The 15,890-nt window shown below is 70.4% G+C and carries 15 protein-coding genes; 9 read left to right on the top strand and 6 right to left on the bottom strand.

Translation table 11 applies throughout. From position 1 onward, the window contains the following. The first annotated feature begins 63 nt into the window (after nt 1-63). Nucleotides 64-279 carry a hypothetical protein gene (locus tag ACOZ35_RS04515; protein ID WP_424015262.1) on the top strand — a complete coding sequence of 72 codons (216 nt, stop codon included), beginning with the start codon at nt 64-66 and terminating at the stop codon, nt 277-279. Between the two features lie 33 nt (nt 280-312). On the opposite strand, the gene ACOZ35_RS04510 is transcribed toward ACOZ35_RS04515, so the two are convergent. Beyond that, nucleotides 313-699 carry a TlpA family protein disulfide reductase gene (locus ACOZ35_RS04510; RefSeq protein ID WP_424015261.1) on the bottom strand — a complete coding sequence of 129 codons (387 nt, stop codon included), beginning with the start codon at nt 697-699 and terminating at the stop codon, nt 313-315. A gap of 594 nt (nt 700-1,293) precedes the next feature. Between ACOZ35_RS04510 and ACOZ35_RS04505 the strand changes: the two genes are divergently transcribed. From ACOZ35_RS04505 to ACOZ35_RS04490, 4 genes are all read left to right on the top strand, one after another. Beyond that, on the top strand, nt 1,294-2,223 hold the full coding sequence (locus tag ACOZ35_RS04505; protein WP_424015260.1) for a PLP-dependent cysteine synthase family protein: 930 nt from the start codon (nt 1,294-1,296) through the stop codon (nt 2,221-2,223). A gap of 56 nt (nt 2,224-2,279) precedes the next feature. Then, entirely contained in the window at nt 2,280-2,675 is a 396-nt protein-coding gene (locus tag ACOZ35_RS04500; protein ID WP_424015259.1) for a hypothetical protein, read from the top strand. Further along, nucleotides 2,675-3,328 carry an MOSC domain-containing protein gene (locus tag ACOZ35_RS04495; RefSeq protein ID WP_424015258.1) on the top strand — a complete coding sequence of 218 codons (654 nt, stop codon included), beginning with the start codon at nt 2,675-2,677 and terminating at the stop codon, nt 3,326-3,328. Before ACOZ35_RS04500 ends, ACOZ35_RS04495 begins: the two co-directional genes overlap by 1 nt. A 151-nt stretch (nt 3,329-3,479) precedes the next feature. Further along, nucleotides 3,480-4,697, top strand: coding sequence for an MFS transporter (locus ACOZ35_RS04490; protein WP_424015257.1), 1,218 nt, complete (start codon nt 3,480-3,482; stop codon nt 4,695-4,697). A 57-nt stretch (nt 4,698-4,754) separates the two neighbouring features. Here the strand turns inward: ACOZ35_RS04490 and ACOZ35_RS04485 are convergent, their stop codons facing one another. Further along, nucleotides 4,755-6,815: a peroxidase family protein gene (locus ACOZ35_RS04485; RefSeq protein ID WP_424016028.1), complete on the bottom strand. Its 2,061-nt coding sequence runs from the start codon at nt 6,813-6,815 to the stop codon at nt 4,755-4,757. A 198-nt stretch (nt 6,816-7,013) separates the two neighbouring features. On the opposite strand from ACOZ35_RS04485, the gene ACOZ35_RS04480 reads away from it, so the two are divergent. Then, nucleotides 7,014-7,799, top strand: a complete 786-nt coding sequence (locus tag ACOZ35_RS04480; protein ID WP_424015256.1) for a PHP domain-containing protein — start codon at nt 7,014-7,016, stop codon at nt 7,797-7,799. Nucleotides 7,800-8,140: 341 nt separating this feature from the next. Here the strand turns inward: ACOZ35_RS04480 and ACOZ35_RS04475 are convergent, their stop codons facing one another. Then, a complete protein-coding gene (locus ACOZ35_RS04475; protein WP_424015255.1) occupies nt 8,141-9,379 on the bottom strand; it encodes a mandelate racemase/muconate lactonizing enzyme family protein in 1,239 nt (412 codons plus the stop codon). Nucleotides 9,380-9,476: 97 nt separating this feature from the next. Here ACOZ35_RS04475 and ACOZ35_RS04470 point away from each other — a divergent pair, with 97 nt between their 5' ends. Continuing rightward, nucleotides 9,477-9,962 (top strand): TRAM domain-containing protein, encoded by a 486-nt coding sequence (locus ACOZ35_RS04470; protein ID WP_424015254.1) that lies wholly within the window; start codon nt 9,477-9,479, stop codon nt 9,960-9,962. A gap of 62 nt (nt 9,963-10,024) precedes the next feature. Here ACOZ35_RS04470 and ACOZ35_RS04465 read toward each other — a convergent pair whose 3' ends face one another. Together ACOZ35_RS04465 and ACOZ35_RS04460 are read right to left on the bottom strand one after the other, a co-directional pair. Next, nucleotides 10,025-11,125, bottom strand: a complete 1,101-nt coding sequence (locus ACOZ35_RS04465; protein ID WP_424015253.1) for a geranylgeranyl reductase family protein — start codon at nt 11,123-11,125, stop codon at nt 10,025-10,027. Between the two features lie 92 nt (nt 11,126-11,217). Then, a complete protein-coding gene (locus tag ACOZ35_RS04460; protein WP_424015252.1) occupies nt 11,218-13,458 on the bottom strand; it encodes a thioredoxin domain-containing protein in 2,241 nt (746 codons plus the stop codon). 142 nt (nt 13,459-13,600) lie between these two features. On the opposite strand from ACOZ35_RS04460, the gene purD reads away from it, so the two are divergent. Continuing rightward, nucleotides 13,601-14,884: a phosphoribosylamine--glycine ligase gene (purD, locus tag ACOZ35_RS04455; protein ID WP_424015251.1), complete on the top strand. Its 1,284-nt coding sequence runs from the start codon at nt 13,601-13,603 to the stop codon at nt 14,882-14,884. Nucleotides 14,885-14,949: 65 nt separating this feature from the next. After that, nucleotides 14,950-15,498 (top strand): acyltransferase, encoded by a 549-nt coding sequence (locus ACOZ35_RS04450; protein ID WP_424015250.1) that lies wholly within the window; start codon nt 14,950-14,952, stop codon nt 15,496-15,498. Here ACOZ35_RS04450 and ACOZ35_RS04445 read toward each other — a convergent pair. After that, nucleotides 15,495-15,854, bottom strand: a complete 360-nt coding sequence (locus ACOZ35_RS04445) for a DUF5798 family protein (RefSeq protein WP_424015249.1) — start codon at nt 15,852-15,854, stop codon at nt 15,495-15,497. The two genes, ACOZ35_RS04450 and ACOZ35_RS04445, sit on opposite strands and share 4 nt — an antisense overlap. Nucleotides 15,855-15,890 lie beyond the last annotated feature (36 nt).

The raw sequence follows: 15,890 nt of genomic DNA, 5'->3' as shown, positions 1-15,890 counted from the left end.
GCGCTCGGCCTTTTGATCCGAGCCGACCCGAAGGTACTTGTTTCGCGTGCGACAGGATGCGGTATGGCTGGTCCCCGACAGTTGTACCGCAGAGCAGACGACTGGGCGCGCGGGCTCTCCCGGCTGCGCTACGCCCTCTTTACCGGCGTGATCGTGACGGTCTCTGTCCTCGCGGTCGGCGTCGTTCTCGACACGTCGACGACGGTCTACGCGGTCACGATGGGCGTCACGATGGCCGTGCTCTACTACGCGTTCGACGTGAACGCGGAAGACGACTGAGCTTCAGAAAACGACTGACCGGCGCGAGTCGAGTCAGGCAGTCGCTTCGACGTCGGCGAGCCGGTCGGCCAGGTACGCCGCGATGGAGACGGCTTCCTCCTCGACGAACCGCGCGATCTCCTCGCAGTCGGGCGACTCGACGACGACCGTCGGGATCAGTTCGATGTCGTACTCCTCGACCAGCTCGCCCTCCTTGCCGTTCGGTCCCTTCGTCACCGGGTACGCCTCGATCCGGTCGTCCGGGACCCCGGCGGCCGCGAGCGCGGCACCGAACTCGGGGAGCTGGCGCTGGCAGTCGCCGCACCAGTCGCCGCCCCACACCTTGAACACGTAGTCGTCGGCCGCGAGCGCTTCTAGGACGGCATCGTCGAACGCGTCCGCGTCGAGGTCGGCGGCGGGCGCGAGCGTTTCGAGTGTCATAGGAACTCGTTGGTCGCGGAGGCACCTAAACGACGCGTCGGTGGCAAGACGAAGTCTTGATCGTTCGCGACGGGAACGCACCGATGGTCCGGCATTAGGTCGATCTGAGTGTTTTTAAACAATGGATCGTCGCGCACACCTCCGAAGCCCCAGCCGGGAGGACGGCGCACGCTCGCTGTCGCCCGAAAATCGGAGATTTTCGGGATGACGAGACGCCTCCGGCGTCTCGAACCACGCTCCTCAGTCGCTCGCGCTGCTCGCTCCTTCCGGTGCTTACGTCGCCTGCGCCGTCCTCCCGGCTGCCCCTTCGAGTCCCGCCCCGGTCCGCACCACACAGCACCTCACGCCTCCCCAACCTCGTCAGCCGGCCTCCGCTTCGCTCCGGCCGGCTGACTCCCTCGCACGCGCTCCTCGTGGTCGCCGAGGGCGGCCACTCGGAGACGCGCGCCACCGTGTCTACCTCGGATTTTACCCATTATTTATAAACGAACTCGAGCGCTGGGAGATGGCTTATAAACAGAGACGACCGTCGCGGCCGACATCGATTGCCGGAGTCCGGGGGGCCTTTGGGTCGCGACCGCCTCCGATCGGGTAATGGACGACGACATCCTGTCGACGCTCGGCTCGCCGCTGGTGCGGGTCGACGCGCCCGCGGGAACCACGGTGGCGGCGAAAGTCGAGTCGCGCAACCCGGGCGGCTCGGCGAAGGACCGCCCCGCGCTGTACATGATCGAGGCCGCGGAGGAGGCGGGCGACATCGAGCCGGGCGACCGCATCGTCGAGCCGACCTCGGGCAACACCGGCATCGGGCTGGCGATGGTCGGCGCAACGCGCGGCTACGACGTCACCCTCGTCATCCCGGAGGGGAAGTCGATCGAGCGCCGCCGCCTGATGAAGGCGTACGGCGCGACCGTCGAACTCGTCGACGGCGACATCTCCGACGCGAAGGAGCGCGCCGACGAGCTCGAAGAAGACCCGAACACCGTCCAGCTCCGGCAGTTCGAGAACCCCGCGAACCCCCGTGCGCACTACGAGACGACGGGGCCCGAGATCCTCGACCAGGTCGGCGACCGGACCGTCGACGCGTTCGTCGCGGGCGTCGGCACCGGCGGCACGCTCTCCGGGATCGGCCGCCGCCTGCGCGAGGCGTTCCCGGACGTCCGGATCGACGCGGTCGAGCCCGCCGATAACGCCGTCCTCTCGGGCGAGGAACCGAGCGTCGACGGCTTCCAAGGGATGGGGCCGGGATTCGTCGCCCCCAACCTCAACGTCGACCTGATCGACGAGGTCCACACCGTCGAGCTCGAAGCCGCCGAGGCCGAGTGCCGCCGCCTCGCCCGCGAGGAGGGAATCTTGGTCGGCCAGTCGTCCGGCGCCTCGAACCTCGCCGCGAAGGACGTCGCGGCCGAACTCCGCGAGAGCGGGGCGTTCGCGGGCGACGAGCCCCTCGTCGTCACGGTCTTCTGGGACAGCGGCGAGCGCTACCTGACCGCGGGTACCTTCGACGAACCGGACGAGGCGTGAACGCCCCGCTCCGCGGCCACCCGGGAGTTGATTAGCGTCCGGCGCGCAGTCCGCCCGTGAACACGCGCGCAGAATCGACGGCATCAGACGAGGGGTCGGGAGACCGATCGGCACCCCCAGATCGCCGCTTCGACGGGCCGTGGCTCGCCGCGCTCGCGGCGACCGTCGGAGCTTGGACGCTGCTGTACGCGCTTGACTGGGCGTTCCTGACGCCCGAGACGCCGCTCGGCGCGACCGTCGGCTTCGCGCACGGCTACCTGCTCGCCCCGCTGGCGACCGCGACCATCCTGCTCGACGCGCTCTCGCTCGCCGAGCGGAACGTCGTCGACCTTGGCGTTTTTAAATGGATCTACGCGCTCGTCGCGCTCCCCGCGCCGCCGGTCGCCGCCGTCTACTACGCCCACCGCGAGTGGCTGAGACCCGGCGACGCGAACCTCCTCGGGGGACCGTGATGTCGGCCGACGATTCCGGTAACGACCCCGCCGACGGGTCCGCCCCCGAGACCGGCACAGTCGACGCGCTCGTCACGGCGCCCGAGAGCGGTGCGCCGCCCGTCCACCGCGATGCGGTCGAGATCCGACCCGACGGCGTCGCGGGCGACCGCTACCGAAGCGGCGACGGCCACTTCCAGCTCGACGCCTGCGCGGTCACCCTCGTCGCCGCGGAGGCGCTCGCGGCGGTCCGCGAGGAAACCGGTATCGACGTGCGTGACGGCCGGCACCGCCGGAACGTCGTCGTCGACGGGTTCGGCGCGGAGATGGACGCGCTCCTCGACGCGACCGTCGCGATCGGCGACGCAGTCCTGCGCCCGACCCGGCGTCGGCCCCCCTGCGCGCACGTGGAAGAGCTCGCCAGCGAGGACGGGCTCGCGTCGGCCCTGCGGAACCGCGGCGGGCTCTGCTGTGACGTGGTCGAACCCGGTCGCGTTTCCGTCGGCGACGCGGTGCGGATCCGCGAGGCCGACCCGCGAACAGCCGGCGCGGCCATCGCGGAGCGGCTCGCCGAACGGGAGCGAATCGCGGACGAGGAGCGAATCGCGGACGAGGAGCGAATCGCAGACAGGGAGCGAATTGCGGACGAGGAGCGGACCGCGGACTGGGAGTGAATCCCCCGACCGCTCGCCGCGAGAGGACGGTTTATAGGGGTCGCGTGAGTCGGCCGAGACGAGACGTGAGCCGCGAAGTCGACGCCACGGACGTGCGGAGCCCCTCGTCAGCGAGCCGACCGGACACGGCGGCGCGGAGGCGGCGGTCGGCGTGAACTGGCGCTACCGCCACACGGTGTTGACGCTGTGCATGCTTGCCTTCTTCGTGACGTACTTCGCCCGGCTGGCGATCAGCCCGGTCGTCCCCCTGATCATCGACGACTTCCAGGTTTCGAACACGGCGGTCGGCGTCGCGCTCTCCGGCATGTGGTTCGCGTACGGGCTCTCGCAGTTCCCGAGCGGCATCCTCGCCGACCGGTTCGGCGAGCGCCGCGTCATCCTCGTCGCGGTCGGCGGGACGACCGCGATGAGCCTCCTGCTCGCCGTCGTCCCGGTCTTCCCCGCGTTCGTGCTGGCGGCGGTGCTTCTCGGGCTCGCGGCGGGGCTCCACTACGCGGTCGCGACCACGCTGCTCTCGCGGACGTTCGACGACCTCGGCACCGCGGTCGGGATCCACTCGCTCGGCGGCCCGCTCGCCGGGCTCGTCGCGCCGGTCGCCGCGACGTGGGTCGGCGTCCGCTACGGGTGGCGCCCCGGCGTCGCACTCGCCGCGCTCGTCGGCGTCCCCATCTTCGTCCTGTTCGCCCGGCGGGTCCGTCCGACCGAACCGCGACGCCCGGACCAGCCGATGGCCGAGCGGCTCCGGCTCGGGCCCCTGCTCGAACTGATCGGGCGTCGCGAGATCCTCGTCCCGCTCGCGGTCGCGACGCTCGGCACGTACGTCGCGCAGGGCGTCATCTCCTTCCTCCCGACGTTCCTCGTCGAGCTTCGCGGGTACTCGCCCGCGTTCGCCGGCGGCGTCTTCTCGGCGTTCTTCGTCGTCCGTGCCGGGGCACAGGTCGGCCTCGGCCGGCTCTCCGACCGGCTGGGCCGGGACGCGAGCATCGCCGCCGCCCTCCTCGGCGGCGCGCTCGGCCTCGGGGGATTGGTCGCGCTCCCCGACCTCGTCGAACTCCCGACCGCGGTCGGGCTCCCCGCACTCCCGACGCTCGCCGGCCTCGGGGTCGTCGTGTTCCTCGCCGGCCTCGGTTCCTCGTTTTTCTCGGCGATCGACCCGCGCTTCATGGACGCGCTCGGCGACGAGGAGCGCGGCGCCGGCTTCGGGCTGATCCGGACCGTCTACACCGTGATCGGCTCGGCGGGCTCCGTCGGCGTCGGCCTCGTCGCGGACCTTCTCGGCTGGGCCGCGTCGTTTACGGTTATCGCCGGCCTGTCGGGGGTCGCGTTCCTCGTCATCTCGGCGAACGCGCTCGTCGGAGCGGGGCGGTGACGGGGTCGGGGGCGCGCAGCGCTCGCGGCACCGCCGACCTCGCCGTCCGCGTTCCGGTCAGCCGACGTACCGCCGCCGCGTCGAGCGCTCGCCGTCGGGGTCGTACACGGCCACGACCTCGCCGTCGTCGTCGAGGGCGGGCGCGCCCCGTCCGAGGTAGTGGTCGGTCGCGGTGTCCGTGCCGGCGCCGACGTGGACCGTCAGGGTCGCGTCGGGAGCGAGCGTCTCGTCGGGGAGGTCGTCCCGCTGGCCGCCGAGGTCGATGACGTAGCCTGTCAGGTCTATCGGGTCGTCCGCGGCGTTCCGCAGCGTCACCGACTCGTCGAGGGGGCCGCCCGCCCCGTCGCCGAGGTCGCTCCCCGGTCCCGGGTCGACGGCGTCGATCACGAGGCCGTCCGGGGTCGCCTCCGCCGCGTACGCCGTGATGTCGGCGAGCGTGTACCCGTCTGTCGGGGTCGGCTGGGGGAGGCTCGGCTCCCAGCCGTCCGGCGCCGCGTTCGGGTAGGCCGCCTCATCGGCCTCGATCAGCCCGATGAGCGTCTCGGCGACGATCCGACTCCCGACCGCGCCGAGGCGCTCACCGTTCTGTTGGTACTCGGCCTCCGCGAGCACGTAGTACCACAGCGGCGCGTGCGGGTCGGCGCCGCGGCCGTGCGCTCGGAGCGTCCTCATGATCGGCGAGTCCTCGCCGAACGCCTCGTTGCGTATCGGGTCGTACCCCATCCGCGCAGCGACGTCCTGGCCGGATGGGATCCCGAGCGCCTTCGCGCGGCGGAGGTTCCGGACGGCGAGCGACGAGTCGCCCGATATCGGGAGGTCGAAGAGCGCCGGGGCCAAGAGCGGCTCAGTCTTCCGCGCGGGCTGGTAGTCGCCGTCGCCGGTGTCTAGCAGGCGCGACCAGTCGACGACGAGGTCGCTCGGGACGGGGCGGCCGCCGCGGAGGTTCCGGTCGTCCCCGGGCCCGGTCGGGAACAGCGGCACCTCGCCGACCTCCTCGTTGACGTCGAACGCGTGCCGGATCATGCTGTGGCCGAAGCGGTAGGCTGCGCCGCCGAACTCGACGGGGATCGCGGGCGTGCGTCCCGGCGGGACGAAGTGCTGTCGGCCGCGCTCCTCGATGTCGTCGAGGACGTACCGGTCGCAGATCCGCGGCAGGAAGTCGTGCCGCACGACCCACTGGTAGTGCCACCGGACGAGCCGCTGTGCGGCCTCGAGGACGGACTCGTCGTCCTCGATGAGCGCCGAGCCGGGGCCGCGCAGGTGGTCGACGACGCGGTTGTGGAAGTTGACGAACGCCAGTTGGAGCTGGGAGACCACGACGTTCTCGTCGTTGCGCGGGTCGCCGATCACCGCGACGCCCTGCTCGTTACGCTGGAGGTCGGTCCCCGGGAGCCCAGAGAGGCCACCGCCGTCCTCCCCGTCTGGCGCTGCCGCCTCGCCGGTGAGCAGTTTGCGCTCGTCCGTCTCGTGGTCGTAGAGGAAGGGCGCCGCCTCGGCGTTCGTCCGGTACAGCGAGTCGAGGTCGAGCGCCGGGGTGCGGAAGTTCCGAAGCGCCGCCGGGTCGTTGCGCCGGCCGATGTCCGAGGTCGGGTCGAACGTGATGTCGTGGTCGACAAACTGGCCAAAGATCCCGTAGCCGGCTGGGACCTCGGCGTCGCCGACCGGGTCGTCGGGCGACTCCATCATCGGCGCGCCCGCCTCGCCGTCGGCCCCGCCCAGCGTCCGGAGGAAAGCGTCGTCGCGCTCGTACGGATCGAGCCCCGGGAACTGGGTATGGAATCGGTGGCTCCTGACGGGGCCCGCCGCCGTACACGCCGCGTCGTTCATCCCGCGGTGTTCGCTCCCTCCGTGGAGCGTCACGTCGCGCGCGTTCACCGTCAGGCGAAGCGTCGTCTCGCTCCCCTCCGGCCGGTCTCGTCCTCGGACCGGCTCGGCATCGCCCCCGCCGGCGGGGTTCCGGACCGTGAACGAGACGTCGTCGATGTCGACGCCGCCGTCCGTATCGAGGACGAACTCCCCGTCGTCGCCGGTCGTCCAGTAGCCGATCCGGTCCCCGTCGCCGCCCCGTCGCTCCCCGACCACGACCCGACCCGCTAGGGGCCGGTCGTCGCCGTCCACGACGCGACAGCTTATCTTGCCAGTAGTACCCATGGTACTATAAACCAATCATCATCGAGAAAAAATTTTCTAAATGAACTTTCAACGGGTTTGGCGGATCATGTTGCTGGTTCGATCGCGGCCTGCCGACCGGGTCTCGCGTGCGAACGCGCTCCGTCCGACCCGAACCTTCGAGTCGGATCGGACCGTACGTCCGCCGTGTACGACTACCACGCCCACACGAACTACTCGGACGGGGCGTTCCTGCGCTGGATGGTCGACGCGGCCGCAGACGCCGGGCTTGACGGGATCGGGTTCGCCGACCACTGCAACGTCTCGCCGGACCCGAGCGCGCGGCGCTACAAGCGCGCGTTGGGGTTCAACCTCGACCTGACGTACGAACGGCGCCGCGAGGCGATCGAGGCGGTCCGCGAGGACGCAGCAATCGACGTGTTCGACGCCGTCGAGATGGACTACGACCCCGCCCACGAGGCGGCGATCGCCGAGTTCCTCGACGACGCCGGCTTCGACTACGCGGTCGGCAGCGTCCACGAACTGGACGGCGCGAACGTCCACACGCGCTCGCACTTCGCCGACAAGCCGGAGTCTGAGCGGCGAGAGCTGGTGGACCGCTACTTCGAGAAGCTGGTCGCCCTAGTCGAGTCGGAGCTGTTCGCGATCGCCGCGCACCCGGACCTGATCGAGCGCAACCCGCACCTCCGCGGCTTCGCGACGGAGGACCACTACGCCGCGGTCGCCGACGCCCTCCGCGACTCGCGGACCGTCCCGGAGATCAACGCCGGACGCCTGCTCGGCGACTACGGGGAGTTCCACCCGGCACCCGCGTTCCTCGACCGCCTCGTCGACGCCGGGATCGAGGTGACCGTCGGGACTGACAGCCACGACCCGGACGAGATCGCGCCCCGACTGCGAGAGGTCGAGGCCGAACTCGACCGGCGCGGGCTGGAGGCGGTCCGGCTCGACCAGATAGTGAGCAACGCCTGACGCGAGTGATTATGTCATCCCGATATCAGTGTTACATCTGGGGCACTGCCAGATTTGGTGTCTTGGGTAGTCTGGGTGTTCTATCGGTTCTGGTGGCTTACTGTCTTGGCCGCAGTTAGGGCACGCCATGCGGTGACAATCATCAAACGGATATTTTATTAATTTTCTCCCCGCAAAGCGAGCCGGCATTACGCCGGATCGAACACCGATAGGCTCGCTCCGCTCGCCTATCGAGTTCGACTTCGCGTCACTCAGTCGAACTGCGAAAATCTACGATTTTCGCGCTTCGGCTTACGCCTCGTCAAACAACGCAGCGCTCCGCGCTGCTGGCTCGATCCGGCTTACGCCTCGTCAAACAACGTCTCGCCGTCGACCATATGCTCCTCGACGGTGTCCATGTCGAGGGTGACGCCGAGGCCCGGCTTCTCCGGCACCTTGATGTAGCCGTCCTCGATGACGTCCTCCTCGACGAGGTCCTCCCACCAGCCGAGCTCGTAGGAGTGGTACTCGATCGCGAGCGAGTTCGGGATCGAGGTGCCGACGTGGGCCGCCGCCATCGTCGCGACCGGCGAGGCGACGTTGTGCATCGCGACCGGGACGTAGTACTGGTTCGCCACGTCCGCGATCTTGCGGGTCTCGCGCATGCCGCCGACCTTCGGCAGGTCGGGCGCGACGATGTCGACCGCCTGGTTCTCGATGAGGCGGCGCAGTTCGGTGACGCGGTAGCGGTTCTCGCCGACCGTGATCGGCGTGGTCGTGCTCTTCGTGACCTCCTCCTGAACTTCGAGGTTCTCCGGCGGCACGGGATCTTCGAGCCACCACACGTCGTACTCCTCGATGGCCTCCGCGAGGCGCTTCGCGGAGCCGCCCGAGAACGTCCAGTGGCAGTCGAAGGAGACGTCGGCCTTGTCCTTCACGCGCTCGGTGACCTTCTCGACGATCTCCGCCTTGTGGCGGATCTCGCCGGGCCGGAGGTGGCGGTTCGCGCGGTCCTTCTCGAACCCGCTGGGCACGTCGAGGTCGAACTTTAAGGCGTCGTAGCCGAGCTCGTCGACGACGCGCTCGGCCTCGTCCGCGCAGGCCTCGGGGTCGGCCTCCTCCTCGGTGTGGCAGTCACAGTAGACGCGCATCTTGTCCCTGTACTTGCCGCCGAGCAGCTGGTAGGCGGGGACGTCGAGGATCTTGCCCGCGACGTCGTGGAGCGCGACCTCGATCCCGGAGATGGCCGTGACGGTGACGCCCTCGACGGAGCCCTCGCCGGACATCTTCTGGATCAGGTGCTCGTAGAGGCGGTCGATGTCGAGCGGGTTCTCGCCGACGACGAACGGCTTCATCCGCTCGATGAGTTCGGGCACGCCGGCCCCCCAGTAGGCCTCGCCGGTGCCGACAACGCCCGCGTCGGTGTACACCCGGACGAGCGTCCACGGGAAGTTCCCGTCGACCATCGTCGTCTGAACGTCCGTGATCTCGACGTCGCGGCCGCCGCCGCGCGTCCCCGTGGTCCCCATCGTCTCGGCGGAGAGCTCTCGCATCGTGTACTCCGCGTTCGGGTCGTGGAGCGACTCGTAGTTTCTGCTCATACGACCCCGATTAATTCGGAACAGGGTAAACGTTTACCTTCGCACGCACCACGCCCGAACAGGTGGCTTTTCATCCCCGTGCGCGCAACGGACGGCCATGGTCGAGATCACTGATTCTCTCGCGTGTCTGTACACGGGTCGGGTGGAGTCCCGCGGCGACGAGTACGTCGTCACCGTTCCCGCCTCGGAGATCGAACACGGAAGCGTCGACGTCGGCGAGACGTATCGGATCGCCGTCTTAGATCGCTCGGGGCCCGATGAAGGGGAGTCGGCGTCCAGCGCCAACGGCGACGCCGCAGCCGTTCCGGACGCGAACGGCAGCTCGGGCGAAACCCCGTCCGACGACGGCCAGCGCCCCACCTCGCGCGGTGCGGCCGGCGCGGTCCAGCCCGATCCGCCCGTCTCGGAGGGCGAGGTACGCGACGTGACGATCGAGACGCTCGGCGACAAGGGCGACGGGATCGCGAAGATCGAGCGCGGCTACGTCGTCATCGTTCCCGACGCCGAGCCCGGCGAGGAGCCGACCGTCGAGATCACGAGCGTCCGCGAGAACGTCTCGTTCGCGAACGTCGTCGAGGAGTAGCGCCGCGCACCTGAGGTCCCCGTCTCCGCGACCGGGACCCGCCCGCCGTCACGCGTTCCTTCTCACTCCGGCGGCTCGCCCCGCGAGAACAGCGCCCGGAGGTTCGACGGCGAGAAGAACGACGACGGCTCGTCCATGTGGACGCCGATCTCGCCCGACAGGGCTCGCAGCCCGACGCGCTGGACCGGTTCCGGGAGCGAGTAACACCGCCGGATCGCCTTCCCGAGACGGATCTCCGTGGCGAGCTCGTCGCGCCACCCGGACTCGTAGTCGGCGAGCGTCGCCGGGTCGCGCGGGTCGATCGCCGCCGCGGCGACGTCGGCCGCGCGCATCCCGTAGAGGATGCCGCCGCCGGTGAACGGCTTCGTCTGGGCGGCGGCGTCGCCGATCAGGAAGCCGCGCTCGCTCGTCGTCCGCGACGGCGGGCCGACGGGAATCGCGCCCGAGCAGCGGCGGTCCGTCGTCGCGCCGTACGCGTCGGTGAGCCCCTCGAAGCGCGCCGATACGTCCTCGCTCGGCGGTGCCGCCAGCCCGTACTCGACGCCGGCGTCGCCGCGGGGGATCCGCCACGCGAAGAACGTCGGCGCGGTGAGGTGGACGTCGACGTAGTCGCCCGCGTCCGACTCGGGGTCGAATCCGAGGACCCCGTGGAGCAGTTCGTCCGGCTCCGGGAGGTCGAGCGCGCGGCGCACCCGCGAGGTCGGGCCGTCGCAGCCGGCCACCATCCGCGCCTCGACTTCCTCGACGTCGCCCCCGGGCGTCCGAACCTCGACGACGACGCGGTCGGACCGCTCCTCGACGCCGACCACCGTGTGGTTCTCTCGCACGTCGGCGCCGGCCTCTCGCGCGCAGTCCGCGAGGGTTCGGTCGAGCCCGACGCGGTCGATCACGTTCGACACCGGCTCGCGCTTGTAGAACGGGTACGACCGCGAGCCCGGACCGCCGACGTGGAAGCGCGCGCCGTACACCAGGTTCTGGAGGAGCTCGTCGCGGGCGCCGTCGGGGACGTACTCCCACACGTCGTCGGAGACGTGGCCGGAGCAGGCGAGCGGCTCGCCGACCGATCCCTTCTCGAAGGCGACGACGTCGTGGCCGGCCTCGGCCGCGCGCCGAGCAAACCGGGAGCCCGGCGGGCCCGCGCCCACGACGACGAAATCGTACATGGAGGGAGCGAGGTGACGGAGATATTTAATTACGATGTGGTTTGTCGGTCGGACCCGGTTGTGTTGAGCCGGGAGGGGTGGACTCGTCGTCGCTATTCCGACGGGTCCCGCGTCTCCAACCACTCCAGCGCCGCGTCGAGGTCGGTCCGCGGCGGCGAGCAGGTGAACCCCTCGCAGACGTAGGCGGTCGGCTCGCCGTCGGTCGCGTCGCGGTCTGCCCAGATCGGCGGGGCCTCGGCCATGCCGAGGCGGTCGAGCCACTCGTCGAGTCCGTCTTCCGTGGCCGGGCGCGGCGCAACGAGGGCGCCCGGCAGGTACCGCTCGCCGAGCGTCTCTCGCCACTCGTCCGGCACCTCGTCGGCGGCGATCGTCACCTCGATGCCGCCGGTCTCGACGACGTTCGCGGCGCGAACGAGCGAGGCGTGTTCCAGCGGGCTCCCGCGGACTCGGTCAGCGTGCGTCCGAACGACGCGCTCGGCGATCTCCCGGAACTCCCCGTCCGTTCGGAACCCGTCGAGGAGCGCGAGCGTCTCGGCCGCGACGCCGAGGCTCGACGGCGTCGAGCGGTCGGTGAACTCCTGCGGTCGCGCGATGAGGGGGCCGGTGTCGGCGGTCTCGCCGCCTTCTGCGGTCCCCTCTCTGTCGAGGTCGCGCGTGAAGTAGATCGTCCCGTCGTCGGCGTCGTAGAACTCGTCGACGAGCGCGTCGGCCAGCTCCAGCGCGACGCCGAGCGGCTCCGGGTCGCCGGTCGCGGCGTAAACGTCGAGCGCGCCGCGCGCGAGGAACGCGTAGTCGTCGAGGTACCCCGGCCCGCGCACGTCGCCGTCGAGCCATCGACGGGCGAGCGCGCCGGTCTCGGCGTCGGCGTCGTAGAGCCGGTCGCGACAGAAGTCGAGCGCCTCCCGGGCGATGTCGGCGTACGGCTCGCCGAGGGTGTTCCCGGCCCGCGCGAACGCGGAGATGGCCCGCCCGTTCCACGAGGCCAACACCTTCTCGTCGCGGGCGGGCCGCGGCCGCGACTCCCGAGCGTCGAACAGCGCGGTCCGCGCCTCCGTCAGGACCTCTCGGACCTCGTCGGGAGACAGATCGCGATCAGCAGCCAGCTCCTCGACCGACGCGGCGATCGTCGGCACGGTCGTGCCGCGCTCGAAGTTGCCGCCGGACCGGATCCCGTACCGCTCCTTCGCCAGCGACGTCGCCGGCTCGTCGAGGACGGCGTCCACCTCCTCGGGGGTCCAGACGTAGAAGGCGCCCTCGACGTCCTCGGCTTCGGCGGAATCCTCCCGGTCGTCGCCCCGCCGACTCGCGGGCGGTCGGCTCCGCGCGTCGAGCGTGCTGAAGAAGCCGCCGTCCTCGTGCCGGAGTTCACGGTCGAGGAACGCGAGCGACTCGCTCGCGACCCGGGCGTACGCAGGGTCGCCGGCGAACCGGTAGCCGTCGAGGTATGCCATCGGCAGCTCGGCGTTGTCGTACAGCATCTTCTCGAAATGGGGGACCGTCCACTGGCGGTCGACCGCGTAGCGGTGGAACCCGCCGCCGATCTGGTCGTACATCCCGCCGTTGGCCATCCCGTCGAGGGTGCCCGTCGCGGCCGACAGGAGCGCGTCGCGGCCGCGGCCGGCATAGGCGCGCATGAGGAGGTCGATCCGGCCGGGCATCGGGAACTTCGCGCCGCCGCTCCCGAAGCCGCCGTACTCCTCGTCGTAGCCGCGGAGCGCGGCCGCAGCGGCCGTGTCGAGCAGGTCGTCGCCGGGAGGAGTTCCGCCATTCTCCCCGTCCGAGGCCGCCGCGTCCGGCGTCGGCACCGACTCCAGTTCGTCGCGCGCGCTCTCGGTCCACTGGTCGGCGCGCCGCTTCATCTCCTCGCGCTGTTCGGGGTCGCTCCAAGAGTCGGAAATCCGCTCGCAGAGCCCGCGGAAGCCGGGGTGGTTCTGCCGCGGCTCGGGCGGGAAGTAGGTCCCGACGTAGAACGGCTTCCCTTCGGGCGTACACCACGCCGAGAGCGGCCACCCGCCGCCGCCGGTGACGAGCTGGCAGACGGTCATGAACGTGCTGTCGACGTCCGGGCGCTCCTCGCGGTCGACCTTGATCGGGACGAACGACTCGTTCACTACGCTCGCGACCGACTCGTCCTCGAAGCTCTCCTCGGCCATGACGTGACACCAGTGGCAGGAGGAGTAGCCGATGGAGACGAACACAGGCACGTCGTGTTCGCGCGCGCGCTCGAACGCCTCGTCGCCCCACGGCTGCCAGTTGACGGGGTTCTCCGCGTGCTGTTGGAGGTAGGGGCTCGCCTCCCCGCCGAGGCGGTTCCGCTCGGTCGGCTGTGACATACGCCCGATTCGGCCCGGCGCGGCAAAAGGCGTCCGCACCGGGACGAGCGCCGGCCTCAGATCTCGAAAATAACCACGATTATGCGTATCTCGGACCGGACAGAGAGTAAGGTTTACACTACCGTGCGGGTATCCGTCGGACATGACGGAGACCGTACTCTTAGTGGGGGGCGGCGGCCGCGAACACGCGATCGCCCGCGCCGTGGCGGACGACTGCGCGCTGTACGCCTGCGCGAACGTCCGGAACCCGGGGATCCGACGACTCGCCGAGGGCTTCGAGACGATCGACGAGACCGACGCCGCCGCGGTCGCCGACTACGCGACCGACGTGGGCGCGGACCTCGCGGTCATCGGCCCCGAATCGGCGCTGGAGGCGGGCGTCGCCGACGCGCTCGACGACGCCGGCGTCTACGCGTTCGGCCCGCGGGCGGAAGAGGCGCGCCTGGAGACGGACAAGGCGTACCAGCGCGAGTTCATGGAGGAGAACGCCATCCCGGGCTGTCCCGACTACGCGGTGTTCGACGACATGGCGGCCGCCTGCGAGTACATCGACGAGTACGACGGCGACCTCGCGGTCAAGCCCGCCGGCCTCACCGGCGGCAAGGGCGTCAAGGTCATCGGCGATCAGGTGACCGCGGAGGAGGCGAAGGCGTACCTCCGCGACGCCGACTACGACCGGGTCGTCCTCGAAGAGCGCCTCGTCGGCGAGGAGTTCACGATCCAAGCGTTCGTCGCGAACGGCGACGTCCGGACGACGCCCGCGGTCCAGGACCACAAGCGCGCCTACGAGGGCGACGACGGGCCGAACACCGGCGGGATGGGCTCGTACTCCGACACGGGGCTCTCGCTCCCCTTCATGCGCGAGGGCGACTACGAGGCCGCCGTCGACGTCCTCGACTCCGTCGTCGACGCGCTCCCCGACTACAAGGGCGTCCTCTACGGCCAGTTCATGCTCACCGACGAGGGGCCGAAGGTCGTCGAGTTCAACGCACGGTTCGGCGACCCGGAGGCGATGAACACGCTGCCCGTCCTCGAGACGCCGTTCGTCGACGTGCTCGCCGCAGCGCGCGACGGCGACCCGCTCCCCGAGCTCTCCTTCTCGGGCGAGGCGACCGTCTGCAAGTACGCGGTGCCGGACGGCTACCCGACCGACCCCGACGCGGGCGCGGAGATAGCGGTCGACGAGGAGAGCGCGGGCGACGCGCTCCTCTACTACGCGAGCGTCGACGAGCGCGACGGACGCCTGTACACGACCACGTCGCGCGCGTTCGCCGTCGTCGGCCGCGGCGACTCCATCGCGGCCGCCGAGGCGCAGGCCGAGGACGCGCTGGCGGCCGCGGGCGACCGCGTCCGGATCCGCCACGACATCGGGACGGCGGACCTCGTCCAGCGCCGGATCGACCACATGGACGAGATCCGGAGCTGACCGGACCGCTCGCCGACCGCCGACCCGGAGCGACCCTTTTATTCTCCCCGTCCGAACGAAACGACGTGACCGACGACGACGCCACGCGCGCCGACGCGGACCCCGCCCGCAGTGACCGCCTCGACCGGTTCCCGACGCCCGGTCCTCGCAACTCCCTGTGGTCGTGGCCGGACGCGAAGTCGCCGCTCGCGGTCGTCCGCAACTACGTCGTCATCGTCCTCGCGCGGATCTGTCCGAGCCTCCGGCTGAAGAACTGGCTGCTGCGGCAGATTGGCGTCACGGTCGGGGACGGCGTCGCGTGGGGACTTGAGTCGACGCCGGACGTGTTCTGGCCCGAGCGCATCACCGTCGGCGACGACGCCATCATCGGGTACGACGCCACGCTGCTCTGCCACGAGTTCCTCCACGAAGAGTACCGGCTCGGCGACGTGGTCGTCGAGGACGAGGCGATGATCGGCGCGGGGGCGGTCGTGCTCCCCGGCGTCACGGTCGGCGAGGGGGCGCGCGTCGCCGCGAACTCGCTCGTCGCGGAGGACGTGCCGCCGGGCGCGACCGTCGCGGGCGTGCCCGCAGAGGTCGTCTCACAGGCAGATACGGCCGCAAGCGACGATTAAGCGGCGTCTTCCTCGGCCGCGTCGGAGCTGTCGGTCGCGTCCGCGTCGGCGTCCGTATCGTCGGCGGCGTCCGCGTCGGCGTCGCCTCCCTTGGCGGCCGCCGACTCCTCGGCGTCCGTGATGTGCGCCTCGGTGCTCACGCGCTCCAAGTCGACGCCGACCTCCTCGGCGACGGCGTCGAGGACGGCCCGCTGTTCGGCCATCTCGTTTTCGAGCGTCTTCACGCGCTCGGAGGTGTCTATCACCGTCTCCTGCGTCTCGTCGACCTCGTCGCGGAGCTCGCTGATCTTCTTGTAGGTGCGCTCCGCGCGGTCGGCGAGCGTCTGGATCTTCTTCGCGGTGTCCCCGAATCCCATATCGACGCGTCGGCCCGGCGATACGTGTGCTTTTCC

Origin of the sequence: Halorubrum xinjiangense (genome assembly GCF_049604745.1) — an archaeon.
In the GTDB taxonomy this organism is placed as follows: Archaea; Halobacteriota; Halobacteria; order Halobacteriales; family Haloferacaceae; genus Halorubrum; species Halorubrum xinjiangense_A.
The sequence above is the reverse complement of the archived record's forward strand: the minus strand, read 5'-3'. Positions and strand labels throughout refer to the sequence as shown.

Excerpts from the sequence above, each read along its gene's own strand:
- ACOZ35_RS04465 (WP_424015253.1), bottom strand. The coding sequence starts at position 11,125 with ATGTACGATTTCGTCGTCGTGGGCGCGGGCCCGCCGGGCTCCCGGTTT.
- ACOZ35_RS04510 (WP_424015261.1), bottom strand. The coding sequence starts at position 699 with ATGACACTCGAAACGCTCGCGCCCGCCGCCGACCTCGACGCGGACGCG.
- ACOZ35_RS04475 (WP_424015255.1), bottom strand. The coding sequence starts at position 9,379 with ATGAGCAGAAACTACGAGTCGCTCCACGACCCGAACGCGGAGTACACG.
- ACOZ35_RS04505 (WP_424015260.1), top strand. The coding sequence starts at position 1,294 with ATGGACGACGACATCCTGTCGACGCTCGGCTCGCCGCTGGTGCGGGTC.
- ACOZ35_RS04515 (WP_424015262.1), top strand. The coding sequence starts at position 64 with ATGGCTGGTCCCCGACAGTTGTACCGCAGAGCAGACGACTGGGCGCGC.
- ACOZ35_RS04460 (WP_424015252.1), bottom strand. The coding sequence starts at position 13,458 with ATGTCACAGCCGACCGAGCGGAACCGCCTCGGCGGGGAGGCGAGCCCC.
- ACOZ35_RS04470 (WP_424015254.1), top strand. The coding sequence starts at position 9,477 with ATGGTCGAGATCACTGATTCTCTCGCGTGTCTGTACACGGGTCGGGTG.
- purD (WP_424015251.1), top strand. The coding sequence starts at position 13,601 with ATGACGGAGACCGTACTCTTAGTGGGGGGCGGCGGCCGCGAACACGCG.
- ACOZ35_RS04445 (WP_424015249.1), bottom strand. The coding sequence starts at position 15,854 with ATGGGATTCGGGGACACCGCGAAGAAGATCCAGACGCTCGCCGACCGC.
- ACOZ35_RS04495 (WP_424015258.1), top strand. The coding sequence starts at position 2,675 with ATGTCGGCCGACGATTCCGGTAACGACCCCGCCGACGGGTCCGCCCCC.